26 protein-coding genes are annotated in these 25,893 nt (G+C 60.8%); 15 read left to right on the top strand and 11 right to left on the bottom strand.

What is annotated here, in order from left to right; genetic code table 11:
• Positions 1 to 65: 65 nt before the first annotated feature.
• The 6 genes from K5Y35_RS19060 to K5Y35_RS19035 all read left to right on the top strand — a co-directional run bounded on the left by K5Y35_RS19060 (position 66) and on the right by K5Y35_RS19035 (position 6,441).
• Positions 66 to 1,361: an OprD family porin gene (locus K5Y35_RS19060; protein ID WP_123462633.1), complete on the top strand. Its 1,296-nt coding sequence runs from the start codon at positions 66 to 68 to the stop codon at positions 1,359 to 1,361.
• A 408-nt stretch (positions 1,362 to 1,769) separates the two neighbouring features.
• Positions 1,770 to 2,594 carry an NAD-dependent epimerase/dehydratase family protein gene (locus K5Y35_RS19055; RefSeq protein WP_222832612.1) on the top strand — a complete coding sequence of 275 codons (825 nt, stop codon included), beginning with the start codon at positions 1,770 to 1,772 and terminating at the stop codon, positions 2,592 to 2,594.
• A 30-nt stretch (positions 2,595 to 2,624) separates the two neighbouring features.
• On the top strand, positions 2,625 to 3,518 hold the full coding sequence (locus K5Y35_RS19050; protein ID WP_222832611.1) for an SMP-30/gluconolactonase/LRE family protein: 894 nt from the start codon (positions 2,625 to 2,627) through the stop codon (positions 3,516 to 3,518).
• Positions 3,519 to 3,582: 64 nt separating this feature from the next.
• Positions 3,583 to 4,554, top strand: a complete 972-nt coding sequence (locus K5Y35_RS19045; RefSeq protein WP_123462628.1) for a TRAP transporter substrate-binding protein — start codon at positions 3,583 to 3,585, stop codon at positions 4,552 to 4,554.
• A gap of 79 nt (positions 4,555 to 4,633) precedes the next feature.
• Positions 4,634 to 5,161 carry a TRAP transporter small permease gene (locus K5Y35_RS19040; RefSeq protein WP_123462626.1) on the top strand — a complete coding sequence of 176 codons (528 nt, stop codon included), beginning with the start codon at positions 4,634 to 4,636 and terminating at the stop codon, positions 5,159 to 5,161.
• Entirely contained in the window at positions 5,161 to 6,441 is a 1,281-nt protein-coding gene (locus K5Y35_RS19035) for a TRAP transporter large permease (RefSeq protein ID WP_222832610.1), read from the top strand. Before K5Y35_RS19040 ends, K5Y35_RS19035 begins: the two co-directional genes overlap by 1 nt.
• A gap of 48 nt (positions 6,442 to 6,489) precedes the next feature.
• Here K5Y35_RS19035 and K5Y35_RS19030 read toward each other — a convergent pair whose 3' ends face one another.
• The 3 genes from K5Y35_RS19030 to K5Y35_RS19020 form a co-directional block, all read right to left on the bottom strand.
• Positions 6,490 to 7,290: a sulfite exporter TauE/SafE family protein gene (locus K5Y35_RS19030; RefSeq protein WP_222832609.1), complete on the bottom strand. Its 801-nt coding sequence runs from the start codon at positions 7,288 to 7,290 to the stop codon at positions 6,490 to 6,492.
• 9 nt (positions 7,291 to 7,299) lie between these two features.
• Complete coding sequence (locus K5Y35_RS19025; protein WP_222832608.1) at positions 7,300 to 8,544, bottom strand: FAD/NAD(P)-binding oxidoreductase; 1,245 nt, start codon at positions 8,542 to 8,544, stop codon at positions 7,300 to 7,302.
• A 167-nt stretch (positions 8,545 to 8,711) separates the two neighbouring features.
• Complete coding sequence (locus tag K5Y35_RS19020) at positions 8,712 to 9,053, bottom strand: ArsR/SmtB family transcription factor (RefSeq protein ID WP_123462618.1); 342 nt, start codon at positions 9,051 to 9,053, stop codon at positions 8,712 to 8,714.
• Positions 9,054 to 9,144: 91 nt separating this feature from the next.
• Between K5Y35_RS19020 and K5Y35_RS19015 the strand changes: the two genes are divergently transcribed.
• Both K5Y35_RS19015 and K5Y35_RS19010 read left to right on the top strand, forming a co-directional pair.
• Positions 9,145 to 10,008, top strand: a complete 864-nt coding sequence (locus tag K5Y35_RS19015) for an MBL fold metallo-hydrolase (protein ID WP_222832607.1) — start codon at positions 9,145 to 9,147, stop codon at positions 10,006 to 10,008.
• A gap of 125 nt (positions 10,009 to 10,133) precedes the next feature.
• Entirely contained in the window at positions 10,134 to 10,991 is an 858-nt protein-coding gene (locus K5Y35_RS19010) for a tyrosinase family protein (protein ID WP_222832606.1), read from the top strand.
• Positions 10,992 to 10,994: 3 nt separating this feature from the next.
• On the opposite strand, the gene bkdR is transcribed toward K5Y35_RS19010, so the two are convergent.
• Positions 10,995 to 11,483, bottom strand: a complete 489-nt coding sequence (bkdR, locus tag K5Y35_RS19005) for a Bkd operon transcriptional regulator BkdR (protein ID WP_007915088.1) — start codon at positions 11,481 to 11,483, stop codon at positions 10,995 to 10,997.
• A gap of 185 nt (positions 11,484 to 11,668) precedes the next feature.
• Between bkdR and K5Y35_RS19000 the strand changes: the two genes are divergently transcribed.
• The 5 genes from K5Y35_RS19000 to K5Y35_RS18980 all read left to right on the top strand — a co-directional run bounded on the left by K5Y35_RS19000 (position 11,669) and on the right by K5Y35_RS18980 (position 17,878).
• Positions 11,669 to 12,904 (top strand): 3-methyl-2-oxobutanoate dehydrogenase (2-methylpropanoyl-transferring) subunit alpha, encoded by a 1,236-nt coding sequence (locus K5Y35_RS19000; RefSeq protein WP_003224001.1) that lies wholly within the window; start codon positions 11,669 to 11,671, stop codon positions 12,902 to 12,904.
• Position 12,905: 1 nt separating this feature from the next.
• Positions 12,906 to 13,964, top strand: coding sequence for an alpha-ketoacid dehydrogenase subunit beta (locus K5Y35_RS18995; protein WP_123462612.1), 1,059 nt, complete (start codon positions 12,906 to 12,908; stop codon positions 13,962 to 13,964).
• Positions 13,965 to 15,239 (top strand): dihydrolipoamide acetyltransferase family protein, encoded by a 1,275-nt coding sequence (locus tag K5Y35_RS18990; protein ID WP_222832605.1) that lies wholly within the window; start codon positions 13,965 to 13,967, stop codon positions 15,237 to 15,239.
• A gap of 3 nt (positions 15,240 to 15,242) precedes the next feature.
• Entirely contained in the window at positions 15,243 to 16,616 is a 1,374-nt protein-coding gene (gene lpdA, locus K5Y35_RS18985; RefSeq protein ID WP_222832604.1) for a dihydrolipoyl dehydrogenase, read from the top strand.
• 242 nt (positions 16,617 to 16,858) lie between these two features.
• Positions 16,859 to 17,878, top strand: a complete 1,020-nt coding sequence (locus tag K5Y35_RS18980; RefSeq protein WP_123450621.1) for a branched-chain amino acid aminotransferase — start codon at positions 16,859 to 16,861, stop codon at positions 17,876 to 17,878.
• 74 nt (positions 17,879 to 17,952) lie between these two features.
• Here the strand turns inward: K5Y35_RS18980 and K5Y35_RS18975 are convergent, their stop codons facing one another.
• The 3 genes from K5Y35_RS18975 to K5Y35_RS18965 form a co-directional block, all read right to left on the bottom strand.
• The gene (locus K5Y35_RS18975; RefSeq protein ID WP_222832603.1) at positions 17,953 to 18,774 is read right to left on the bottom strand and encodes a TIGR03915 family putative DNA repair protein; all 822 of its coding nucleotides are present in this window, start codon (positions 18,772 to 18,774) and stop codon (positions 17,953 to 17,955) included.
• Positions 18,771 to 19,991 carry a putative DNA modification/repair radical SAM protein gene (locus K5Y35_RS18970; RefSeq protein WP_222832602.1) on the bottom strand — a complete coding sequence of 407 codons (1,221 nt, stop codon included), beginning with the start codon at positions 19,989 to 19,991 and terminating at the stop codon, positions 18,771 to 18,773. Before K5Y35_RS18970 ends, K5Y35_RS18975 begins: the two co-directional genes overlap by 4 nt.
• An 88-nt stretch (positions 19,992 to 20,079) precedes the next feature.
• Positions 20,080 to 20,835, bottom strand: coding sequence for an ArsR/SmtB family transcription factor (locus K5Y35_RS18965; RefSeq protein ID WP_222832601.1), 756 nt, complete (start codon positions 20,833 to 20,835; stop codon positions 20,080 to 20,082).
• Positions 20,836 to 20,913: 78 nt separating this feature from the next.
• Between K5Y35_RS18965 and K5Y35_RS18960 the strand changes: the two genes are divergently transcribed.
• Complete coding sequence (locus tag K5Y35_RS18960) at positions 20,914 to 22,017, top strand: cytochrome P450 (protein ID WP_222832600.1); 1,104 nt, start codon at positions 20,914 to 20,916, stop codon at positions 22,015 to 22,017.
• Here the strand turns inward: K5Y35_RS18960 and dmeF are convergent.
• The 3 genes from dmeF to K5Y35_RS18945 form a co-directional block, all read right to left on the bottom strand.
• Positions 22,014 to 22,943 carry a CDF family Co(II)/Ni(II) efflux transporter DmeF gene (gene dmeF, locus K5Y35_RS18955; RefSeq protein ID WP_123462596.1) on the bottom strand — a complete coding sequence of 310 codons (930 nt, stop codon included), beginning with the start codon at positions 22,941 to 22,943 and terminating at the stop codon, positions 22,014 to 22,016. The genes K5Y35_RS18960 and dmeF overlap by 4 nt on opposite strands.
• Positions 22,944 to 22,955: 12 nt before the next feature.
• Entirely contained in the window at positions 22,956 to 23,231 is a 276-nt protein-coding gene (locus K5Y35_RS18950) for a metal/formaldehyde-sensitive transcriptional repressor (protein ID WP_123462594.1), read from the bottom strand.
• Between the two features lie 185 nt (positions 23,232 to 23,416).
• Complete coding sequence (locus K5Y35_RS18945; RefSeq protein WP_123462592.1) at positions 23,417 to 23,755, bottom strand: FKBP-type peptidyl-prolyl cis-trans isomerase; 339 nt, start codon at positions 23,753 to 23,755, stop codon at positions 23,417 to 23,419.
• 163 nt (positions 23,756 to 23,918) lie between these two features.
• Here K5Y35_RS18945 and K5Y35_RS18940 point away from each other — a divergent pair, with 163 nt between their 5' ends.
• Positions 23,919 to 24,998, top strand: coding sequence for a sensor domain-containing diguanylate cyclase (locus K5Y35_RS18940; protein ID WP_123462590.1), 1,080 nt, complete (start codon positions 23,919 to 23,921; stop codon positions 24,996 to 24,998).
• A gap of 9 nt (positions 24,999 to 25,007) precedes the next feature.
• Here K5Y35_RS18940 and K5Y35_RS18935 read toward each other — a convergent pair whose 3' ends face one another.
• Positions 25,008 to 25,316, bottom strand: coding sequence for an RcnB family protein (locus K5Y35_RS18935; protein ID WP_222832599.1), 309 nt, complete (start codon positions 25,314 to 25,316; stop codon positions 25,008 to 25,010).
• Positions 25,317 to 25,893 lie beyond the last annotated feature (577 nt).

Genomic DNA, 25,893 nt, shown 5'->3' with positions numbered 1-25,893 from the left:
CAACCATGTTGTACGACGACGTATAACAAATAATAAAAACAACAACCGAAACAGGGAGCGTCACAGTGAGCACACTCGTCTGCAATTCCGTCCGCCCTTCGCGCTTTTCCGCCCCTCGCCCACGCACGACCTTGAGCCTGATCGGCTGCAGCAGCCTCGCCCTCGCCCTGCCGATGAGCGCCGGTGCCGAAGGCTTTATCGACGACAGCAAGGCCACGCTGAACCTGCGCAACGCCTACTTCAATCGCAACTTCGTCAACCCGGCCTACCCGCAGGGCAAAGCTGAAGAGTGGACGCAGAACTTCATCCTCGACGCCAGATCCGGCTTCACCCAAGGCACTGTCGGTTTCGGTCTCGACGTGCTGGGGCTGTATTCACAGAAGCTCGACGGCGGTAAAGGCACCGGCGGCACGCAACTGCTGCCGATCCACGATGACGGGCGCCCGGCCGATAATTTCGGCCGGCTCGGTGTGGCGCTGAAGGCCAAGGTGTCGAAGACCGAGCTGAAGGTCGGCGAATGGATGCCGGTGTTGCCGATCCTGCGTTCGGACGACGGACGCTCACTGCCGCAGACCTTTCGCGGCGGCCAGATCACCTCCACCGAGATCAACGGCCTGACCGTCTACGGCGGTCAGTTTCGCGGCAACAGCCCACGCAATGACGCAAGCATGGAAGACATGTCAATGAACGGCCGCGGCGCTTTCACTTCCGATCGCTTCAACTTTGGCGGCGGCGAATACACCTTCAACGACAAACGCACCCTGGTCGGCGTGTGGTACGCCGAACTCAGCGACATCTACCAGCAGCAGTACGTCAACGTCAGCCACAGCCAGCCGCTGGGCGACTGGACACTGGGTGCCAACCTCGGCTTTTTCACTGGCAAGGAAGACGGCAGTGCCCGCGCCGGTGACCTCGACAACAAGACCGCCTTCGCCCTGCTCTCGGCCAAATACGGCGGCAACACCTTCTATGTCGGTCTGCAGAAACTCTCCGGTGACGATGCCTGGATGCGCGTCAACGGCACCAGCGGCGGCACCCTGGCCAACGACAGTTACAACGCCAGTTATGACAACGCCAGGGAACGCTCCTGGCAACTGCGCCACGACTACAACTTCGTCGCCCTCGGCATTCCAGGCCTGACCCTGATGAACCGCTACATCAGCGGCGACAACGTGCACACCGGCACCGTGACCGACGGCAAGGAATGGGGCCGCGAGTCGGAGCTGGCCTACACGGTGCAAAGCGGCCCGTTGAAAAACCTCAACGTGAAATGGCGCAACGCGACGATCCGCCGGGACTTCAGCACCAACGAGTTCGACGAGAACCGGGTCTTTATCAGCTATCCGATTTCGTTGTTGTAAGCAGATCTCTTTTTACCCTGTGGGAGCGAGCCTGCTCGCAAAGGTGCCTTGTCAGTCGATGCAAGAGTGCCTCGACCGGCCTCATCGCCGGCAAGCCAGCTCCCGCAGGTATCAGCGTTGTTTTCAATTAGCGCATTCACCACAAAATCCTGTGGGCGCTGGCTTGCCAGCGATGGTGGCGGCAGATTCACCATGGATGTTGATTGACACACCGCTTTCGCGAGCAGGCTCGCTCCTGCAAGGGATTGCGTTGCCAAGTGGGCATTGTGGTGATCGAAAAGTGTTTTGGGCCTTCCGTCATTTACACCAAAAGTCGCGTTGACAAGTTCCGGAAACCCTACCGATACTTCAGCGCAGTCATACGACAACCTACAACAAACTTAAAAACAAAACATGTAAGGGATTGCCATGACGTCTACTTCTGCACCCCGCGCCCCTTTCAATCGCCTGCTGCTGACCGGCGCTGCCGGTGGCCTCGGCAAGGTCCTGCGTGAACGCCTGCGCCCCTATGCCAAGGTGTTGCGCCTGTCCGACATCGCCGCCCTCGCTCCGGCCACCGATGATCGCGAAGAAATCGTGCTCTGCGACCTCGCCGACAAACACGCGGTGCACCAACTGGTCGAAGGCGTGGATGCGATCCTGCACTTCGGCGGTGTCTCGGTGGAGCGGCCGTTCGAAGAAATCCTCGGGGCCAACATCTGCGGCGTCTTCCATATCTACGAAGCGGCGCGCCGGCACGGCGTGAAGCGCGTGATCTTCGCCAGCTCCAACCATGTGATCGGTTTCTACAAGCAGGACGAAAAACTCGACGCCAGCTCAGCGCGCCGTCCCGATGGTTACTACGGTTTGTCCAAGTCCTACGGCGAAGACATGGCCAGTTTCTACTTCGATCGCTACGGCATCGAGACTGTCAGCATCCGCATCGGCTCCTCGTTTCCCGAGCCGCAAAACCGCCGGATGATGCACACCTGGTTGAGCTTCGACGACCTCACGCAACTGCTCGAACACTCGTTGTACACGGCGAACGTCGGCCACACCGTGGTTTACGGCATGTCCGACAACAAGGACGTGTGGTGGGACAACCGCCTGGCCAGCCACCTCGGGTTCACGCCGAAAGACACCTCTGAAGTGTTCCGCGAACAGGTCGAGGCACAACCGATGCCAGCGGCCGATGACCCGGCACGCATCTATCAGGGCGGCGCGTTTGTCGCGGCAGGTCCGTTCGGTGACTGATCACGCTGACCACGACACAAGGGAATCAATATGCAAGCCGAATTGATCGTCGATGCCCGCAATGCCGTGGGTGAAAGCCCGGTCTGGGTGCCGCAGGACAACGCCCTGTACTGGGTGGACATCCCCAACGGCGGGCTGCAACGCTGGAGCGCCGACACCGGCCACGTCCATGCATGGAAAACCCCGGAAATGCTCGCCTGCATCGCTCGCCACCGCCGGGGTGGCTGGGTCGCTGGCATGGAGAGCGGTTTCTTTCATCTGCACCCGCACAGCGACGGCAGTCTCGACAGCGAACGGCTCGCCAGCGTTGCACACGGCCGCAATGACATGCGCCTCAACGACGGCCGCTGCGATCGTCAGGGCCGCTTCTGGGCCGGCAGTATGGTGCTGGACATGGGCCTGAACTTGCCCGAAGGCCGGTTGTACCGCTACGGCACCGGGCAGTCGGGCGTGATCGAAGCGCTGCTGGACGGTTTCATCGTGCCCAACGGCCTCGGTTTCAGCCCCGACGGCAAGACGATGTATGTGTCTGATTCGCACCCCGCCGTGCAATTGATCTGGGCCTTCGATTACGACACCGACAGCGGCACGCCGTCGAATCGCCGTGTATTCATCGACATGAATCATTTCCCCGGACGCCCCGACGGGGCTGCTGTGGATGCCGAGGGTTTCTACTGGATCTGTGCCAACGACGCCGGCCTCATTCACCGCTTCGCGCCGGACGGTCGACTCGATTTCTCGCTGGCCGTACCGGTGAAAAAACCGACCATGTGCGCCTTCGGCGGCAGCCGTATGGACACCTTGTTCGTGACCTCAATTCGTCCCGGCGATGACCACGATCCGCAATCCCTGGCCGGCGGCGTGTTCGCCCTTAACCCCAACGTCAAGGGCCTGCCGGAGCCGATATTCGACGATGTGCTGTAACACCCGCCTCTGCTGCACCGCTGCGCCTTGAACACAACAATAACAAGACTGGAGACTCACCCCCATGTACTTCAAACGCACCTTGCTCGCCGTCGCTTTACCGTTCGCCTTTACTCTCGCCAGCGCCGCGCAGGCACTGGAAATCAAATTCGCCGACATTCACCCCGCCGGTTACCCGACCGTGGTCGCGGAAGAAAGCATGGGCAAAACCCTGACCAGGGAAACCAACGGCGACCTCACCTTCAAGTATTTCCCGGGCGGCGTGCTCGGTTCGGAAAAGGAAGTCATCGAACAGGCCCAGGTCGGCGCAATCCAGATGACCCGCGTCAGCCTCGGCATCGTCGGCCCGGTGGTGCCGGATGTGAACGTGTTCAACATGCCGTTCATCTTTCGCGACCAGGCGCACATGCGTGCGGTGATCGACGGCGACGTCGGCGATGCGATCCTCGACAAGATCACCCAATCGGAATTCGGTCTGGTCGCGCTGGCCTGGATGGACGGCGGCACGCGCAACCTCTACACCAAGAAACCGGTGCGCAAACTCGAAGACCTCAAGGGCATGAAGATCCGCGTGCAAGGCAACCCGATGTTCATCGAAACCATCAATGCCATGGGCGGCAACGGCATTGCGATGGACACCGGGGAAATCTTCAGCGCCCTGCAGACCGGCGTGATCGACGGCGCGGAAAACAACCCGCCAACCCTGCTCGAGCACAATCACTTCCAGAACGCCAAGTTCTACAGCCTCACCGGCCACCTGATCCTGCCGGAGCCGATCGTGATGTCGAAAATCACTTGGGACAAACTCACCCCTGAACAGCAAACACTGGTGAAGAAAGCCGCCAAGGCGGCCCAGCTTGAAGAGCGCGCACTGTGGGACGCGAAGTCCGCCAGCAGCGAAGAAAAACTCAAGGCCGCCGGCGTCGAGTTCATCACCGTCGACAAGAAACCCTTCTACGAGGCCACTGCCTCGGTTCGCGAGAAATACGGCGCGCCTTACGCCGACCTGATCAAGCGTATCGAAGCGGTGCAGTAACCCTCCCAGCCCTCAATGAAAGGCCCGGCAGCGCTGGCGTCCACTGACGCTCGCGGCTGCCCGGTTACGGTGGATCCCGATGAAGAATTCGCTGCTGCGCCTCAACGACAAGCTGTACATGACCTGTATCTGGGTCGCGGGCCTGTCGGTCCTGGCCATCGCCCTGATCATTCCCTGGGGCGTATTCGCCCGTTACGCCCTCGGCACCGGTTCGAGCTGGCCGGAACCCACCGCGATCCTGCTGATGATGGTTTTCACCTTCATCGGCGCCGCTGCCAGTTATCGCGCCGGTGCGCACATGGCCGTCGCCATGGTCACCGACCGTTTACCACCCAACCTGCGCAGAACGATGAGCGTCATCTCGCAGTTACTGATGGGCACCATCTGCCTGTTCATGACCATCTGGGGTGCCAAGCTGTGCGCCTCGACCTGGAACCAGTTCATGAGCGCCCTGCCAACCTTGCGCGTGGGCATCACCTACATGCCAATCCCGATCGGCGGCGCACTGACGCTGATCTTTGTCGTGGAAAAACTGCTGTTCGGTGACCAAAGCAATCGCCGCGTGGTGCGGTTCGACCTGGTTGAAGAAAACGAAGGGGCTGCCTGATGGACGCATTGATTCTGTTAGGCAGTTTTATCGTGTTGATCCTGATCGGCATGCCGGTCGCCTACGCCCTCGGGTTGTCGGCGCTGATCGGCGCGTGGTGGATCGACATCCCGTTCCAGGCCTTGATGATTCAGGTGGCCGGCGGGGTCAATAAATTTTCCTTGCTGGCGATTCCGTTCTTCGTGCTGGCCGGGGCGATCATGGCCGAGGGCGGCATGTCGCGGCGGCTGGTGGCGTTTGCCGGGGTGTTGGTGGGGTTCGTGCGTGGCGGTCTGTCGCTGGTCAACATCATGGCCTCGACCTTCTTCGGTGCGATCTCGGGATCGTCGGTGGCCGACACGGCATCGGTGGGCTCGGTGCTGATTCCAGAGATGGAGCGCAAGGGTTATCCGCGCGAGTTCTCCACGGCGGTGACGGTCAGCGGGTCGGTGCAGGCGCTGTTGACACCACCAAGCCATAACTCGGTGCTTTATTCGCTGGCGGCCGGTGGCACCGTGTCCATCGCCTCGCTGTTCATGGCCGGCGTGGTTCCGGGCCTGTTGATGAGCGCATGCCTGATGGTGCTGTGCCTGATCTTCGCGAAAAAACGCGACTACCCGAAGGGCGACGTCATCCCGCTGCGCGAGGCCTTGAAGATCTGCGGTGAAGCGCTATGGGGCATGATGGCGATGGTGATCATTCTGGGCGGCATTCTGTCCGGGGTCTTCACCGCCACCGAGTCCGCGGCCATCGCCGTGCTCTGGGCCTTCTTCGTGACCATGTTCATCTATCGCGACTACAAATGGAGCGAACTGCCGAAACTGATGCACCGCACGGTGCGCACGATTTCGATCGTGATGATCCTGATCGGCTTCGCGGCGAGCTTCGGCTACATCATGACCCTGATGCAGATCCCGGCGAAGATCACCACGCTGTTCCTGACCCTGTCGGACAACCGCTACGTGATCCTGATGTGCATCAACGTCATGCTGCTGTTGCTCGGCACGGTGATGGACATGGCGCCGCTGATCCTGATCCTCACGCCGATTCTGATGCCAGTGATTCTCGGCATCGGTGTCGATCCGGTGCAGTTCGGCATGATCATGCTGGTCAACCTGGGGATCGGGCTGATCACGCCACCGGTGGGCGCGGTGCTGTTTGTCGGCTCGGCGGTGGGCAAGGTCAGTATCGAAAGCACCGTGAAGGCGCTGCTGCCGTTCTATGCCGTGCTGTTTCTGGTATTGATGCTGGTGACCTACATTCCGGCGATTTCGCTGTGGTTACCGCATCTGGTGTTGTAACCCCGACGCTGTGGCGAGGGAGCCCGCTCCCTCGCCACAGGTTTTGCCTCAGGCCCGCCATACCATGTAGGCCGCCACCACCAGACACACACTGGCAAACCCCACCTGCAACGCTCGCGCCGGCACCCGCGCGCAGAGCTTGCGACCGATGATCATGCCGACGATGCTGGCGACGATGAACGCCGCACCCTGAGCGTCTATCCGCACACCGGCGTGAAACGCCCCGATCACGCCAATCGCCGAGATCAGGCTGATCACCATCAACGACGTGGCGACGATGCCGCGCATCTGCACATCGGTCAGTTGCTTGAACGCCGGCACGATCAGGAAACCGCCGCCAACGCCGAGCAACCCGGACACCACGCCGGTAATCGCGCCCAATACCGCCAGGGTCGCGGTGCATTTGGCGGTCCAGTCGAAGCGCCCGGTCTGCTCGTTGAGCATGCAGTTCTTCTGGCCCCAACTGGCGTGACCGTGGTCACTTGGGCCTGCTTGCGCGCGCTCGCGGCGCAACATACGCCAGGCCACCATGACCATCAGCAGACTGAACAGCATCATCAGGATCTGCTCCGGCAACTGATGCGCGAAGTAGATGCCCAGCGGCGAAAACACCGCGCCCAGTGCCGCAATCAGCAACGCCGCGCGATAACGCACCAGACCATGGCGCAAACCGTCGACGGCACCGACCGCCGCGGCACTGCCCACCGCGAACAAGGCCACAGGCGCAGCCTGAGTCATCGTCCAGCCGAGCCCGAGCACCAGCGCCGGCACCGCGAGAATCCCGCCGCCCGCGCCAGTCAGCCCGAGCACCAACCCCATCACCACGCCAAACAGACTAGCCAGCAACATAGAGGCCTCTCAGTCGACGTTGGACACGGCGGTCAGCCATTCACGGCCCTTGAGCATGCCGTTCCAGTAGAACCACGGCAGCAGCGTCGCCTTGAGCCACCAGGCCGAACGGCGCGGTACGGTCGCATCGAGGGGAAAGGTCGGCAGCAGTTTTCCGCCGTAGCCAAACTCGGCGAGGATCACCTTGCCCTTCTCCACCGTCAGCGGGCAGGAACCGTAGCCGTCGTATTTCAGCGGCAGCGGTTGGCCCTTGCGCAAGGCCAGCAGGTTCTGCGCCACCACCACGATTTGCTTGCGCACCGCCGCCGCGGTTTTCGCATTGCTGGTGCCGCAGATATCACCCAGCGCGAACACGTGCGGATAACGCGGATGTTGCAGGCTGTGCGGATTGACCTCGCACCAGCCAGCGGCATCGGCCAATGGACTTTGCGCGATGAAATCCGGCGACACCTGCGGTGGAACGACGTGCAGCAGGTCGAAGGTTTTCGCCTCACGGGTGACGTTACCGTCGGCGTCCTTGATCTCGAACCACGCGGTTTTCGCCGGGCCGTCGACCTTGACCAGGTTCGAATTGAACGCCAGTTGCGCGTTGTATTTTTCGATGTATTTCATCAATGGCGGCACGAATGTCGCCACGCCAAACAGCGCGGCGCCAGCCAGGTTGAACTCGACCTTGATGTTGTTCAGCAATCCGCTTTTGAGCCAGTGATCACAGGACAGGTACAGCGCTTTCTGCGGTGCACCGGCGCATTTGATCGGCATTGCCGGTTGCGTGAACAGCGCTTTACCGTCGCGCAGTTTCTGCACCTGATCCCAGGTGTATTGCGCATGCTGATAGCTGTAGTTGGACGTCACGCCGTGCTGGCCGAGGCTTTCCTGCAAGCCTTCGATCTTGTCCCAGGCCAGGCGCAGGCCGGGGCAGACAATCAGGTTCTGATAGCTGACGGTGCGTTGATCGTTGAGGGTCAGCTGGCGCTTGTCAGGATCGACAGCGGTCACCGCTGCTTGAATCCAGGTGGCCTGACGAGGCATCACCTTGCTCATCGGCCTGGCGGTGTCTTTGACGTCGTAGGCGCCACCGCCAACCAGCGTCCACGCCGGTTGATAGTAGTGCTGGGCACTCGGCTCGATCACCGTGACGTTCAAATGTGGATCGCGCTTGAGCAGGCTGGCGACGAAGCCGATGCCCGCCGTACCGCCGCCGATGACCACGATGTCTGCACTGATGGATGGGCCCCAGTGTTGATCGTTCATTGCTTGTTCCTTATTGCTGCACGCAAGGTTTTTTCCGGCCATCCCACAAATCCATTGCAGGAGTGAGCCTGCTCGCGATAACGGTGTGACAGTCACAGAAGATGCTGGCTGACCCACCGCTTTCGCGAACAGGCTCACTCCTGCAGGGGTAGTGTGCTGGCAAGCATTTATGGGTGACCGAGGCTTTTCAGCACGGCCCCGCAATACAACCCGGACAGGGTCTTCATCACCTGAATCACTTCAGGGCTGGCCAGGCCATAAAAAATGTATTTGCCTTCACGGCGAGTCGCCACCAGCCCTTCATCGCGCAGGATGCCCAGTTGCTGGGACAGCGTCGGTTGACGCACGCCGGTCATTTTTTCCAGTTCGCCGACATTGCGTTCACCCTGGGTCAATTGGCACAGGATCAACAAGCGATCCTCATTGGCCAGGGCCTTGAGCAGCGCGCAGGCCTTGGAGGCCGAGGCGCGCAATTGGGCGACTTCACATTCGGTCAGACTGGATTGCATTTGCACGATGCCTTCAACGTCACTTAAGCTGTGAACATTATGTTTTTAGATAAAGTGTTGCAACCCATTTTCCTTGTTCAGGTTGGTGTCCATGCCCGCGCAGATTGAAGCTTTCCTCGACCCCGCCTCTTCGACCTACAGCTACGTGGTCTACGAAGCCGATGGCGGACAGTGCGCAATCGTCGACCCGGTGCTTGATTATGACGGCGCAGCCGGCCGTACCTGCACCGCCCAGGCCGACAAAATCATCGCCTTCGTTCACGCGCACAACCTGCAGGTGCAGTGGCTGCTGGAAACCCATGCCCACGCCGATCATCTGTCCGCAGCGCCTTACCTGCGCCGGGAACTGGGCGGAAAAATCGCCATTGGCGAGTCAATCAGCAAAGTGCAGAACGTGTTCAAGGCGCTGTTCAACCTGGAGCCGGAGTTCTGCGTCGATGGCTCGCAGTTCGATCACTTGTTTGCGCCGAACGAGTCATTCCGCATTGGCAACCTCAAGGCCACCGCCCTGCACGTCCCCGGCCACACCCCGGCGGACATGGCTTACCTGATCGACGGCGAACAGATTCTGGTCGGCGACACGCTGTTCATGCCCGACGTCGGCACCGCCCGCTGCGACTTCCCCGGCGGCAACGCGCATCAACTGTACAACTCGATCCACAAGCTGCTGGCCTTCCCCGCCAGCGTCAAACTCTACGTCTGCCACGACTACCCACCCGAAGGCCGCGCCGCGCAGTGCCAGACCACTGTCGGCGAGCAGCGCAAAAGCAATATTCATGTGCATGACGGGATCGACGAGGCGGCGTTCGTCGAGATGCGCACCAAACGCGATGCCGGGCTGGGCATGCCGACGCTGCTGCTGCCGGCGATTCAGGTCAATGTGCGGGCGGGGAATCTGCCACCGGCAGAGGAAAACGGCGTGGTGTACCTGAAGATTCCGCTCAACTCTCTATAGGAAAAAGTCGCTCGAACCATCACCAGATTATTTTTCCTACGAACGCTGGCGATAGTGATGAACTGGTGAAAATCCTCTCAGCGATCAGACTCCATTGGGCAAACATTCAATGGAGTTTTCGCAATATGGATATTCGCCGTAATCACCGCGACATGACACCGCAACAGAAAGCTGCGTTCGTCGATGCGATCCTGGTACTGAAAAACAACGTCGACAGCGTCCTGCGCCCCGGACAGCAAAATCGCTACGATGACTTTGTGCAGATCCACAAAAACTCGATGGGCGGCGCCAATCCGCTGATACCCAATCCGCATCGCAGCCCTTTGTTCTATCCGTGGCATCGAATTCTGATTCGCCAATTCGAACTGGCCCTGCAGTCCGCCACCAATGATCCGACCATTACCCTGCCCTACTGGAACTGGCAACTGACCGGAGCAGACAACCCCTTCACGTCGGATTTCATGGGCTCAAACGGTGACAACCTGCAAGATCAGCGTGTCACCAGCGGTCCGTTTTCCAGGGAGCACTCACAATTCGATGTCCGGGTCTGGGACGAGGGCACTGGCAACACCGGCATTCGTCGAAATCTGGGGGCAAGCGGCGCACTGCCCACCCCGCTGGATGTTATTTCGACCCTGAACAGAACGCCTTACTGGATGGATGAAAGCGGCTGGGAAAACGTCTCGGAAAGCCTTTTGCACAATCCGGTACATGCCTGGATTGGCGGCAGCATGGCACAAGCCTCCTCACCCAACGATCCGATATTCTTCCTGCACCACTGCTACCTCGACTTGCTGTGGGAACGCTGGAAACATCAGCATGCTGGAACTCCAGGCTTTACCAATGGAGCTGGCTCGGCAGACACGAACGAAACCGTCCTGATCTTTCATCCTGCCAATGAACGGGCGCCCTGGGCGCAAACCTTTACCGTCCGACAAACCCTCTATACCGCGGAACTCGATTACCGGTATGACTACATCTGACTTTCAGTTACCTAGCGTCAGGCCGTTTGCCGGCAAGGGCAACGCCGTCTTGTAGCGCACCTGCTTCAGCGCAAAACTCGAGCGAATATTCGCCACCCCCGGCACCTTGGTCAGAAAGTCCATCATGAAACGCTCCAGCGACTGAATGGTCGGCACCAGTACGCGGATCAGATAATCCGGGTCACCCGCCATCAAATAGCACTCCATCACCTCCGGGCGATCGGAAATCGCTTCTTCGAAATGCTGCAACGCCTCCTCCACCTGCTTCTCGAGGCTGACGTGGATGAACACGTTGACATGCAGTCCCAGCAGGTCGGCGTCCAGCAGCGTCACCTGCTCGCGAATAAGCCCTAATTCTTCCATCGCCTTGACCCGGTTAAAGCACGGTGTCGGCGACAGATTCACCGAGCGTGCGAGGTCGGCGTTGGTGATGCGCGCGTTCTCTTGAAGGCTGTTGAGAATGCCGATGTCGGTACGGTCCAGTTTGCGCATGAGACAAAACCACCTGTTTTTTATGTTTATGCAGAATTTCTATCTGCAAATCGTCTCCAGCGCAACGAAACAGAGAGAAATATTCTTCTGGCCCGGGCCTATGATTGTTGTAGGACAAGATTTCTTTCACCCAAGAATGATTGCCAGCTCACTACAAGAAATTCACAAGATCGAGCGTAGAAGCCATGACCCAAGCGTATGAACCGCTGCGTCTGCACGTCCCTGAACCTTCGGGCCGCCCAGGCTGCAAAACCGACTTTTCCTACCTGCATCTGACCGATGCCGGTACGGTGCGCAAACCATCCATCGACGTCGAACCCGCCGACACCGCCGACTTGGCGCGTGGTTTGATCCGCGTGCTCGACGACCAGGGCAACGCCCTCGGCCCATGGGCTGAAAACGTGCCGGTCGAGATCCTGCGCAAGGGCATGCGCGCCATGCTCAAGACGCGGATCTACGACAACCGCATGGTGGTCGCCCAGCGGCAGAAAAAAATGTCGTTCTACATGCAGAGCCTTGGCGAAGAAGCCATTGGCAGCGCTCAGGCCCTGGCCTTGAACATCGACGACATGTGCTTCCCGACCTATCGCCAGCAAAGCATTCTGATGGCCCGCGAAGTGCCGTTGGTCGACCTGATCTGCCAACTGCTGTCCAACGAGCGCGATCCGCTCAAGGGTCGCCAGTTGCCGATCATGTACTCGGTCAAGGACGCCGGTTTCTTCACCATTTCCGGCAACCTCGCCACTCAGTTCATTCAGGCTGTCGGCTGGGGCATGGCCTCGGCGATCAAGGGCGACACGAAAATCGCCTCGGCGTGGATCGGTGACGGCGCCACCGCCGAATCGGACTTCCACACCGCCCTCACCTTCGCCCACGTTTACCGTGCGCCAGTGATTCTCAACGTGGTCAACAATCAATGGGCGATCTCGACCTTCCAGGCCATCGCCGGTGGTGAAGCCACTACCTTCGCCGGCCGCGGCGTCGGTTGCGGCATCGCTTCGCTGCGCGTGGATGGCAACGACTTCTACGCCGTGTATGCAGCATCTGCCTGGGCCGCTGAACGCGCCCGGCGCAACCTCGGGCCGACCATGATCGAATGGGTCACCTACCGTGCCGGCCCGCACTCGACCTCCGATGATCCTTCCAAATACCGTCCTGCCGACGACTGGAGCCACTTCCCGCTGGGCGACCCGATTGCCCGCCTGAAGCAGCACCTGATCAAGGTCGGCCACTGGTCGGAAGAAGAACACGCCGCCGTCAGTGCCGAGCTCGAAGCCGAAGTGATTGCCGCGCAGAAACAGGCCGAGCAGTACGGCACCCTCGCCGGCGGCCAGATCCCAAGCGCCGCGACCATGTTCGAAGACGTCTACAAAGAGATGCCGGAGCACTTGAAGCGCCAGCGTCAGCAGTTGGGGATCTGACATGAACGATCACAACAACAATATTCAGCTGGAAACCGCCATGACCACGACCACCATGACCATGATCCAGGCCCTGCGCTCGGCCATGGATGTGATGCTTGAGCGTGACGACAACGTGGTGGTGTTCGGTCAGGACGTCGGCTATTTCGGCGGCGTGTTCCGTTGCACCGAAGGCCTGCAGACCAAGTACGGCACCTCGCGGGTGTTCGACGCACCGATCTCCGAGAGCGGTATCGTCGGCGTTGCCGTGGGCATGGGCGCTTACGGTCTGCGTCCGGTCGCCGAGATTCAGTTCGCCGACTACGTTTACCCGGCCTCCGACCAGATCATTTCCGAAGCGGCGCGCCTGCGTTATCGCTCGGCCGGTGAGTTCACCGCACCAATGACCCTGCGCATGCCATGCGGCGGCGGCATCTACGGCGGCCAGACCCACAGCCAGAGCATCGAGGCGATGTTCACCCAGGTCTGTGGTCTGCGCACCGTGATGCCGTCCAACCCGTACGACGCCAAGGGTCTGCTGATCGCCTCCATCGAAAACGATGACCCGGTGATCTTTCTTGAGCCAAAACGCCTGTACAACGGCCCGTTCGATGGCCACCACGACCGCCCGGTAACCCCATGGTCGAAACACCCGCAAGCCCAGGTGCCGGACGGTTACTACACCGTGCCGCTGGACGTCGCCGCGATCACCCGTCCGGGCAAGGACGTGACCGTGTTGACCTACGGCACCACCGTCTACGTCTCGCAAGTCGCGGCCGAAGAATCCGGCGTTGATGCCGAAGTCATCGACCTGCGCAGCCTGTGGCCTCTGGACCTGGAAACCATCGTCAAGTCGGTGAAGAAAACCGGCCGTTGCGTAGTGGTGCACGAAGCCACCCGCACTTGCGGGTTCGGCGCCGAACTGGTCGCGCTGGTGCAAGAGCATTGCTTCCATCACCTGGAAGCGCCGATCGAACGCGTCACCGGCTGGGACACCCCCTACCCGCACGCGCAAGAGTGGGCGTATTTCCCTGGGCCGTCCCGTGTGGGCGCAGCTCTGAAACGGGTCATGGAGGTCTGAATGGGCACGCACGTTATCAAGATGCCGGACATCGGCGAAGGCATCGCAGAAGTCGAACTGTCGCAGTGGCACGTCAAGGTTGGCGATCTGGTGGTTGAAGACCAGGTGCTGGCGGACGTGATGACCGACAAGGCCATGGTCGATATTCCATCGCCGGTGCACGGCAAGGTGATTGCTCTCGGCGGTCAGCCGGGTGAAGTGATGGCGGTCGGCAGTGTGCTGATCAGCATCGAGGTGGAAGGTGCCGGCAACTTGAAGGAGTCCGCCGCACCCGCGCCTGTCAAAGAGGCGCCGATTGCGCCGAAAGCTGAAGCGACGGTCGAAAGCAAACCGGTCGCCGCCGCTGCACCGCGTCCGGCTGCCGTTTGCCAGGGCCCGATGGTTGCCCGTGAAGCCGATGAACGTCCACTGGCCTCCCCGGCCGTGCGCAAACATGCGCTGGATCTGGGCATTCAACTGCGCCTGGTACGCGGCACCGGCCCGGCCGGTCGCGTGCTGCACGAGGACCTCGAGGCCTATCTGGCGCAAGGTCAGTCGAACGCTTCGGCGCCGGCAGCCGCCGCTTACGCCCAGCGTAACGATGAAGAGCAAATCCAGGTGATCGGCATGCGTCGCAAGATCGCCCAACGCATGCAGGACGCCACCCAGCGCGCCGCGCACTTCAGCTACGTCGAGGAAATCGACGTCACCGCCATTGAAGAGCTGCGCGCGCATCTGAATGAAAAACACGGTGCCAGCCGTGGCAAGTTGACCTTGCTGCCGTTCCTCGTGCGTGCGCTGGTCGTTGCCTTGCGCGACTTCCCGCAGATGAACGCCCGGTACGACGACGAAGCCCAGGTCATCACTCGCCTCGGCGCGGTACACGTCGGCGTCGCCACGCAAAGTGACGTTGGCCTGATGGTGCCGGTGGTGCGTCACGCCGAAGCACGCAGCCTGTGGGACAGCGCTGCGGAAATCTCGCGCCTGGCGAATGCTGCCCGCAATGGCAAGGCCAGCCGCGACGAACTGTCCGGCTCGACCATCACCCTGACCAGCCTCGGTGCGCTGGGCGGCATCGTCAGTACCCCGGTGCTGAACCTGCCGGAAGTGGCAATCGTCGGTGTGAACAAAATTGTCGAACGGCCAATGGTCGTCAAAGGCCAGGTGGTGATCCGCAAGATGATGAACCTCTCCAGTTCCTTCGATCACCGCGTGGTCGACGGCATGGACGCGGCGCTCTTCATCCAGGCCATCCGTGGCTTGCTCGAACAACCCGCCACTTTGTTTGTGGAGTAAGGCATGCAAACTCTGAACACCACCCTGCTGATTATTGGCGGCGGTCCTGGCGGTTACGTCACGGCGATTCGCGCCGGGCAACTGGGGATTGCGACGATTCTGGTCGAAGGCCAATCGCTGGGCGGCACGTGCCTGAACATCGGCTGCATCCCGTCAAAAGCGCTGATTCATGTGGCCGAGCAGTTTCACCAGACGCAGCATCACAGCGAGCATTCGGCGCTGGGCATCAGCGTTTCGGCGCCGACCCTCGATATCACTAAAAGCGTTGAGTGGAAGGACGGTATCGTCGATCGCCTGACCACCGGCGTCGCCGCACTGCTGAAAAAGCACAAGGTTCAGGTCATCAACGGCTGGGCCAAGGTCATTGACGGCAAAACGGTTGAAGTCGGCGACACCCGAATCCAGTGCGAACACCTGGTACTCGCCACCGGTTCGACCAGCGTCAACCTGCCGATCCTGCCGATTGGCGGGCCGATCATCTCCTCCACCGAAGCGCTGGCACCGACGTCTGTGCCAAAGCGGCTGGTGGTGGTTGGCGGCGGTTACATCGGTCTGGAACTGGGCATTGCCTACCGCAAGCTCGGTGCCGAGGTCAGTGTGGTCGAGGCGCAGGATCGCATCCTGCCAGCCTACGATGCCGAGCTGACGCAACCGGTACACGAAGCCCTGAAGCAACTGGGCGTGAAGCTCTATCTCCAGCACAGCGTGCTGGGGTTCGACGGGACCTTGCAGGTGCGTGACCCGAACGGCGACACCCTGAATCTGCAAACCGATCAGGTGCTGGTGGCCGTCGGCCGCAAACCGAATACGCAGGGCTGGAACCTCGAAGCGCTGAACCTGGACATGAATGGCTCGGCGATCAAGATCGACAGCCGTTGCCAGACCAGCATGCGCAACGTCTACGCCATCGGCGACCTGAGCGGCGAGCCGATGCTCGCGCACCGGGCCATGGCCCAAGGCGAAATGGTCGCCGAGCTGATCAGCGGTAAACACCGCGAATTCAACCCGACCGCGATCGCCGCCGTGTGCTTCACCGACCCGGAACTGGTGGTGGTCGGCCAGACCCCGGACGAGGCCAAGGCCGCCGGACTGGACTGCATCGTGTCGAGCTTCCCGTTCGCCGCCAATGGCCGGGCGATGACCCTGGAATCGAAAAGCGGCTTCGTGCGGGTGGTCGCCCGTCGCGACAATCATGTGATTGTGGGTTGGCAGGCGGTGGGGGTCGGGGTTTCCGAGTTGTCGACCGCGTTCGCGCAAAGCCTGGAAATGGGCGCGCGGCTGGAAGACATCGGCGGCACCATCCATGCGCACCCGACCTTGGGTGAAGCGGTGCAGGAAGCGGCGTTGCGTGCTTTGGGGCATGCGCTACACCTGTAAATCCGTCAAATGGAGGGTGGCAGTGATGGCCCCTTCGCGAGCAAGCTCGCTCCCACATTTGGAATGCATTCCCCTGTGGGAGCGAGCTTGCTCGCGAATTCCTGAGGGCAACACGATTTATCTGTGTGCCATCCGATAGTCCGGGCTGCGAAACCGCTCAAGAATGAAGTATTGTTGTGCCCATCCAAAAAACGTCAGAAGCCTTGAACCGTTTCGGCGGTTGTTCAGTGATAGAGGGTGTCATGGGTAACGAAAGCATCAATTGGGACAAGCTGGGTTTTGACTACATCAAGACCGACAAACGCTATCTGTCGTACTTTCGCGATGGCGAGTGGGACAAAGGCACCCTGACCGAAGACAACGTGCTGCACATCAGCGAAGGCTCGACGGCCCTTCACTATGGCCAGCAGTGCTTCGAAGGCCTGAAGGCCTATCGTTGCAAGGACGGCTCGATCAACCTGTTCCGCCCGGATCAGAACGCCGCGCGCATGCAACGCAGCTGCGCCCGCCTGCTGATGCCGCACGTGTCCACCGAGCAGTTCATCGAAGCGTGCAAGCAAGTGGTTCGTGCCAACGAGCGCTTCATCCCGCCTTACGGCACCGGCGGCGCGCTGTACCTGCGTCCGTTCGTGATCGGCGTGGGTGACAACATCGGCGTGCGTACCGCTCCGGAGTTCATCTTCTCGGTGTTCGCGATCCCGGTCGGCGCCTACTTCAAGGGCGGCCTGACCCCGCACAACTTCCAGATCTCCAGCTTCGACCGCGCCGCCCCGCAAGGCACCGGTGCGGCCAAGGTCGGTGGCAACTACGCCGCCAGCCTGATGCCGGGTTCCCAGGCCAAGAAGGCGCACTTCGCCGACGCCATCTACCTGGACCCGCTGACCCACAAGAAGATCGAGGAAGTCGGTTCGGCCAACTTCTTCGGGATCACCCACGACAACAAGTTCATCACCCCGAACTCGCCGTCGGTTCTGCCAGGCATCACCCGCCTGTCGCTGATCGAACTGGCCAAGACCCGTCTGGGCCTGGAAGTGGTAGAAGGTGATGTGCTGATCGACAAACTGTCGGACTTCAAGGAAGCCGGCGCTTGCGGCACAGCCGCCGTGATCACCCCGATCGGCGGTATCAGCTACAACGACCACCTGCACGTGTTCCACAGCGAAACCGAAGTCGGCCCGGTCACCCAGAAGCTCTACAAAGAGCTGACTGGCGTGCAGACCGGCGACATCGAAGCGCCAGCGGGCTGGATCGTCAAGGTTTAATCTGACGGCTGCTGATGCACAAAAGCCCCCCATCGAGTGATTGATGGGGGGCTTTTCTTTTGATCTTTTGATTTCTACTTCAAGGCAATCCGCTTGCCGGCCCGCCCGGCTATCCCGCTGGCCTGACCATTCTGTTGCTTGCCCATGCGCGCCTGGGTGATCAATCCGGGTATCAATTCCCCTTCCGGCAGGTTCTTCCAGAACCGCGCCGGCAAGTGCCCTTGCATGACCTTCTCGTTCAACCGCGCCGGGTTGAAGATGTGGCTGTAATAGGTCAGCCAAAGATCGCCATGGGGGTCGTCGACGTTCTGCGCCAGTTGCTGCCATTCCAGCGGGCACTGGCGCTGATGAATCAGTTGTTCGCCGTCGTAGTAGACGCCGTCACGCGGGGTGGCGATCAGCCAGCGGTATCGGCCCATGCGCCCGACGAAGTGTTCGCTGGCACTGTGCAGGATGTCGTGGGCCGGTTCGTGCCACGCCACGTATTGCGGGCCTGGCTGATCCTGCGGGCGTTCGATGAACCGCACGAAGGCATGCAGATGGTGGGCTTCGCGCTGTACCTGCTTGATCCGCCGCTGCAGTTCACTGCCGAGTTTGTCGCCGGCCATCATCGCCGTGCGGTCGCCGTGACTGACACGCCACAACACTTCGTACAAAAGACTCCAGCGCTGGTCGCCACGGTAGCGGGCCACTTGCTCCAGCGTGTCGAGCAATGCACGGGGGATGCGCGCCTGGAACGGGCCATGCCCCTCGGGCACCTGCACATCACTGGCAAACAGGTCATTCACGCCTTCGGACGCCCAACTGACGAGACTCGGGTCGATCTCATGGCTAAGCAACCAGCGCGCCTGCTGCCGCCAAGTAACGAACAGATCGTCGCAATCGAGATTGATCATCCCCACAACCCCATCTGCTGCGGCTGCGGCCGGTCGCGCAGTTGCTGGTAGAGCATGTGACTGGTGACTTCGGCCTGTTGCGGGTGATAGTCGCTGGTGATGATGAACGGCTTGGCCTTGGCCAGCACACAGCGCATGCGCGCCACGTCTTCGTAACGGATGCGCCGTTGCTGGCGCAATTGCACCAGGCGTTCGGTGGTACGCAGACCAATGCCCGGAATGCGCGCAATCAAGGCCGGTTCGGCGCGGTTGAGATCCAGCGGGAACACCTCGCGATTCTGCAGCGCCCAGGCCAGTTTCGGATCAATGTCCAACGCCAGATTTCCCGGCCCCTTGAGTAACTCACCGGCGCTGTAGCCATAGCTGCGCAAGAGGAAATCGGCCTGATACAAACGGTGCTCGCGCATCAGCGGCGGCGCGGCCAGCGGTACGCTTTTCGGGCTGTCGGGGATCGGGCTGAACGCCGAGTAGTAAACGCGCCGCAAACGGTAGTTGCCATACAACGACTGAGCGCTGTGCAGGATCGTGCTGTCGTCGGTGTCATCGGCGCCGACGATCATTTGCGTGCTCTGCCCGGCCGGGGCGAATTTCGCCGAACGAGGTTCATTGAGCACCGTTTGCACGCCGGTGTAGATGGTGTTCATCGCCTGCTTGATCGAACCGATCTGCTTCTCCGGAGCCAGGGTTTGCAGACTGGCATCGGTGGGCAACTCGATGTTGACGCTCAACCGATCGGCATAGCGCCCGGCTTCCTCGATCAGCGCCGGGTCGGCCTCGGGAATGGTCTTGAGATGGATGTAGCCGCGAAACTCATGTTCTTCACGCAGCAGCTTCGCCACGCGCACCAGTTGCTCCATGGTGTAGTCCGCCGAGCGGATGATCCCGGAACTGAGAAACAACCCGCTGACGCAGTTGCGCCGGTAGAAATCCAGGGTCAGCGTAACCACTTCCTCGGGGGTGAAACGGGCGCGCGGCACATCGCTGGAGCGGCGGTTGACACAATATTGGCAGTCATAGAGGCAGAAATTGGTCAGCAGCACTTTCAGCAGCGAGACGCAGCGCCCGTCCGGCGTGTAGCTGTGGCAGATGCCCATGCCATCGGTCGAACCCAGCCCGTTCTTGCCCTCGGAACTGCGCTTGGGCGCGCCGCTGCTGGCGCAGGAGGCGTCGTACTTGGCGGCGTCGGCGAGGATGCTGAGCTTGTCGATGATTTGCATGGCGAAGACTCGATACTGGTTATGCGTACAGTATCGAGTCTATAGGATTGGCACAAGGTGCAAAGCAGGATCAAAAGATCTCGGCCGATCAGGTGTACGCACTCCCTGCAGGAGCTGCCGCAGGTTGCGATCTTTTGCTCTGCGCTGGCAATGGCACCTCAACCCCGAACCGCGCCCCGATCTCCCTGCGCCCCAACGCCGTCAACGCCAACGCCCGACTGTCCAGATCCTGGGTTACCCACTTGCGCTTCAACGCCGTTTGCAACAACGCCGCCCCCAGTGAGCCACCCAGATGCGGCCGGCGCATGCTCCAGTCCAGGCACGGGCAGGCGAACTTGCGGCGCAACGTGCTCAGATCCTGCACCTCGACGCCCAATCCGCCGAACAGCGCCTCGCCACTGTCGCTCAACCGATATACCTGCTCATCGGTCATCACCAGCCACCCCGCCTCCAGCATGCGGTCGTGCAGCAACACCGCCAGCGTACCGGCCATATGGTCGTAACAGGTGCGGGCGAATTGCAGGCGATCCGGCGTATGCGGTTTGAACATTGGCGCGGCGTTCTGACCGATCACCATCAACGCCTCCAGCGCCTGGGCCACACGTTGGTCGGCGAGGCAGTAATAGCGATGGCGACCCTGCACATGCAGGCGCACCAGGGCCAGATCCTTGAGTTTGCTCAGGTGCGCGCTGGCGGTCGAGGCGCTGACTTCGGCGATGGCCGCCAGCTCCGTACTGGTGCGCGCATGGCCATCCATCAGCGAGCAGAGGATTTTCGTGCGCGCCGGTTCGGCGATGGCGGCGGCCACTTGCGAGACGCCGATGTCTTGATGTTCTGCGTGCATATTTCGCTCCCCGACGAATCGTCGTCGCTGCGGACTGAAGATACTCGCATCACTTTCCCGACGACAAGGCTATGCACCATGGACCCGATCATCGCTGCGACGCAGGCCGATCCCTACCCCTACTACGCCGAACTGCGCGCGCAGGGCGGACTGACCTTTCATCACCCGCAGAAACTGTGGGTCGCCAGCAGCGCTCGCGCAGTCTGTGCGGTATTGGCCCATGCCGATTGCCAGGTGCGTCCAACGCAAGAGCCGGTGCCGAAAGCGATTGCCTCAGGAATGGCCGGCAAGGTCTTTGCCCGGTTGATGCGAATGAATGAGGGCGAACGCCAGCGCTGCCCACGTTCGGCGATCGAGCCGGCGCTTGACGTGTTCGATGCAGCCCGGGTGCGGGCGCTGGTGGCTGCACGCCTGATCAGCGCAGATGCCGACGGCGTATACAAAGCCATGTTTCGCGGCCCGGTGTGCGTGGTCGCAGCACTGCTCGGCTTCAGCCCGGCGCAAGGCCGGGCGATCAGTGAGCTGACCGCTGACTTTGTCGCGTGCCTGTCGCCGTTGAGCAATGATCTGCAACTGATGGCGGCACACGCGGCGGCTGAACAATTACGCGGTTACTTCATCGAGCTACTCGCCGAATCGAACAGCGACTGGTTGAAGGCCATCCTGCAACGCTTCGCGGGCGACGAAGAAACGCTGATCGCCAATCTGATCGGGCTTTGCTCACAGACGTTCGAAGCGACGGCCGGGCTGATCGGTAATGCCTTGGTCGCGGTGCGGCGTCAGCCCGCGCTACGCAGTGCACCAATGGATGCGCTGTTGGCTGAGGTTCAGCGTTTCGATCCATCGGTGCAGAACACTCGGCGCTTTGTCGCGCAGGCTTGTGAGATTGATGGAGTGCGGGTCGAAGCCGGCGAGGTGATTCTGCTGTTGCTGGCCTCGGCCAATCGCGATCCGGCACTCAACGAACGCCCCGACGAGTTTCTGCTGGATCGCCCGAACCGGCGCAGTTTCAGCTTCGGCAGCGGCCGGCATCAATGCCCGGGACAACGGCTGGCGCTGACGATTGCCGCTGCGACTGTCGGAGAAATCCTTGATCACGGTGTGAATCTGCAGCAACTGGCCTGGGACTACCGCCTTTCCTTGAATGGGCGGGTCCCGTTATTCAGCCAGGCACAGCGTTAAGCGCTGCGTAACTCAACCGTCAGGTGCGACAGCTCATGCACCGGCGCCAGCCGCTCGCGAATTGCCTCGGCGGTGACGCCGGCGGCCGCCACCACACTGACAATCGCCGCCCGTGCCTGCGGGCCGACCTGCCACACGTGCAGGTCACTGATGCGCACGTCGTCCGAGGTTTCCAGCAGCTCGCGAATTTCCGCCGCCACCGGTTCGTCGGTGGTGTCGAGCAGCACCGCCGCGCTGTCACGCATCAGGTTGTAGGCCCATTTCGCGATGACAATGGAGCCGACAATACCCATCACCGGGTCCAGCCATACCCAACCGAGGTAACGCCCGGCCAGCAACGCGGCGATCGCCAGCACCGAGGTCAGCGCATCGGCCAGCACGTGGACGTAGGCCGAGCGCAGGTTGTTGTCGTGATGGTGATGATGAGCATGGCTGTGATCATGCTGATGGCCGTGATCGTGACCGTGATGGCCCATCAGTAGAAAAGCGCTGAGGATATTCACGCCCAGTCCAACAATCGCAATCACCGTCGCTTCGCCAAACGCTACGGTGGTGGGTTCGAACAAACGAAAAATCGACTCGCCGGCAATGCCCAGCGACACCAGCCCCAGCACCATGGCTGAAGCAAATCCGGCCAGATCGCCAACTTTACCGGTGCCGAAACTGTAGCGTCGGTTGTTGGCATTGCGCCGGGCGAAACCGTAGGCCGCCGCGGCGATGCCCAACGCGCCAGCATGGGTCGCCATGTGGAAACCGTCGGCCAGCAGGGCCATGGAGCCGGTGATGTAGCCGGCGGCGATCTCGCCGATCATCATCACAAACGTCAGCGCCACCACCCACAGGGTGCGGCGGGCGTTTTCGTCGTGGGACGCGCCGAGGAACTGGTGATCGTGGCTGAAACGATCAGCGCTTGGAGTCAGGCTCATGAGGCTCGCGCTCTATTTGGAATAACGGCGGATGGCTTGCAGCAAGTCTTCGGCGCCCTGGGCACGCTCTTCGTCGGTCAGGTCGGGATGCGCCACGTGCTCTCGGGTGTGAGCCTCGATGAACTGCTCCATCAAACCGTTGACCGCGCCGCGAATCGCCGCCACCAAGTGCAAGGTCTTGGCGCAATCGGCGTCGCCCTCCAGCGCTTTTTCAACCGCTTGCACCTGCCCGGCGATACGTCGGACGCGGTTGAGCAATTCGTCTTTGTGTTCGTGAATGTGCGACATACCTATACCCCCTACCCCTATATGCCGCGAATGATCGTCGATGACTTCGGCAATCGCAAGCTGGATGAGCATTCAAAGGATGAACGGGATACTGAGAGCGAGCTCAATCCCCCTGTGAGAGCCCACTGGCGATGACGGATACCGAATGTCAGATAAGGAAAATCAAGGTCGTTATTACACCCGCCTCAATCGTCCCGCGTCAGAACTTCCAACAACTCAATCTCGAACAGCAGATTCGAATTCGGCGGAATCTTGCCCATCGACCGCTCGCCGTAACCCAGGTGCGCCGGCACCAGCAGTTTGCGCTTGCCGCCCACTTGCATTCCCATCAGTCCCTGATCCCAACCCTTGATCACCCGCCCTGTTCCAATCACGCACTGAAACGGTTTGCCACGGCTGTGGGAAGAGTCGAACTCGCTGCCGTCTTCCAGCCAGCCGGTGTAATGGGTGGTGATCAGTGCGCCTTTGACGGCGGCTTTGCCTTCGCCGACCTGAAGATCGATTACCTGCAATTCATCGTTCATGACATTCACTCTGTTATTCAACTGGCCGCCGTTTTCCCAGAATTGCCGCTCGTTCGCAACTCATCAACGAAGATGGCCGCTGTATCCCAATCGGTGGTGGAACCCTTAATATAGCCATCCGCCATTACTTCACGGATTGTTACGTCATGCTGGCAGTTCCCGAATGATTGACCTCTGGATCAGCCTGGCCATTGGCGTCGTCATGCTTGCCGTGATTGTCGTACTGGTTCTGCGCGAGCGCGGGTTGCGCCGTCGCCTGGCTGAGTACCGAGACCTGCTGACCCGCGCGGCTGAGGGCCGCAATATCCATCAGGACGGCGACGCCGAGCGCTTCAAGCGCAGCCAGTATTTTGCGCGTATCGGCACCTGGGACTGGGAGGTCGACACCGATCGGCTGTACTGGTCGGATGCGATCTACGGCATGTTTGGGTTCAAGATCGGCGAAATCACCCCGTCCTATGCCTTGTTCTGTTCCTGCGTGCACCCGGACGATCGCATCAGGGTGCGCGACGGTGAATTGCGTTGCCTGGAGACCGGCGAAAACCACGACGAGGAATACCGCGTGGTCTGGCCCGACGGCACCATTCGCTGGCTGCGCGAAACCGGCAACGTGGTGCGCAACGATCACGACGCGGTGATCAAGATGATGGGCGTGGTGCGCGACATCACCGAAGAAAAAGCCTCGGCGAGTTACCTCAAGCACCTCGCCCACTTCGACCCGCTGACCGGCCTGCCCAACCGCCTGGTGCTGGAAGAACGTTTGTCCGAAGCGCTGGATCAGGCGAGTCAGACCGCTACGCGGGTGGCGCTGGTGTTTGTCGACTTGAATGGCTTCAAGAACATCAACGACCACTATGGGCACGCCGCCGGCGACCGGGTGCTGATCACCACCGCCACGCGCCTGAAACGCATCCTGCGCAACACCGACACGGTCGCCCGGATTGGCGGCGATGAGTTCGTGGTGATCCTGCAAGGCCTCGCCCCGGACCTCGACCTGCAGGACGAAGCCCGCCGCATCTGTCAGAAGATCTTCATCGAACTGTCGCCGCCGATCACCATCGGCAACGACCAGCGCCATGTCGGCACCAGCCTTGGGGTGGCGGTGTTTCCGGATCATGCGCCGACCATGGATCGGCTGCTGCACATTGCCGATCTGGCGATGTATGAGGCCAAGCGCAGTGGGAACAATCAGTATCGGTTGGGGGGCGTGAGCCCTGCGCGGGTGCATGCGCAGGGCTTTTGAATCCGGGGCTTAACGCTCGACAGGTTGCATCTCGACGATGGTGCCATTGGTGATCATGACCATCACGTACTTGTCGTTGATCTGCACCCACTGCGCCTGTTCGACCGGTGCTTTCAAACCTTTCTGTTTCCAGTTTTTCAGCGCTTTGTCACTGCGCTGATAAACGTCCGGGGCCCGGTCGTTGACCTTCAATTCACGGTCGCTGGTCGGGGACTGGACGGCAGGTTCGGTTGAGGTTTGCGCCGCTTGAACGAGTGGGCTGATCCCGGCAATGCCGGCGACGAGGGCCAGGCTGGCGATTAGGGTTTTGCTGTTCATCGGTGAACCTCCTTCAGATGTGTGATACCTGAACTCCGACTGCGGAGGACTGGAATCATTCCTTGTTTTTTTGCTTGGGCTGGCCGGGGCATTGTAGTTGGCAGACACACCGCCATCGCTGGCAAGCCAGCTCCCACAGGTGTCTTGGCTGTACTCGACTTTTTTGAACTCCACCAAACCCTGTGGGAGCCTGGCTTGCCAGCGATGGGGACAGGCCTTTCAGCATTTTCGTTGACTGACACACCGCCATCGCTGGCAAGCCAGCTCCCACAGGTGTCTTGGCTGTACTCGACTTTTTTGAACACCACCAAACCCTGTGGGAGCCTGGCGTGCCAGCGATGGGGACAGGCCTTTCCGCATTTTCATTGACTGACACACCGCCATCGCTGGCAAGCCAGCTCCCACAGGTGTCTTGGCTGTACTCGACTTTTTGAACACCACCAAACCCTGTGGGAGCCTGGCTTGCCAGCGATGGGGACAGGCCTTTCAGCATTTTCATTGACTGACACACCGCCAGCCATCGCTGGCAAGCCAGCTCCCACAGGGTTAGAGGTGATTCAAGAGATTGATCCGCTTT

The sequence above is a fragment of the Pseudomonas sp. SC3(2021) genome (genome assembly GCF_019856535.1).
Taxonomy (GTDB): Bacteria; Pseudomonadota; Gammaproteobacteria; order Pseudomonadales; family Pseudomonadaceae; genus Aquipseudomonas; species Aquipseudomonas monsensis.
Note: the sequence above shows the minus strand (reverse complement) of the source record. Positions and strands in the feature narration are given on the sequence as shown.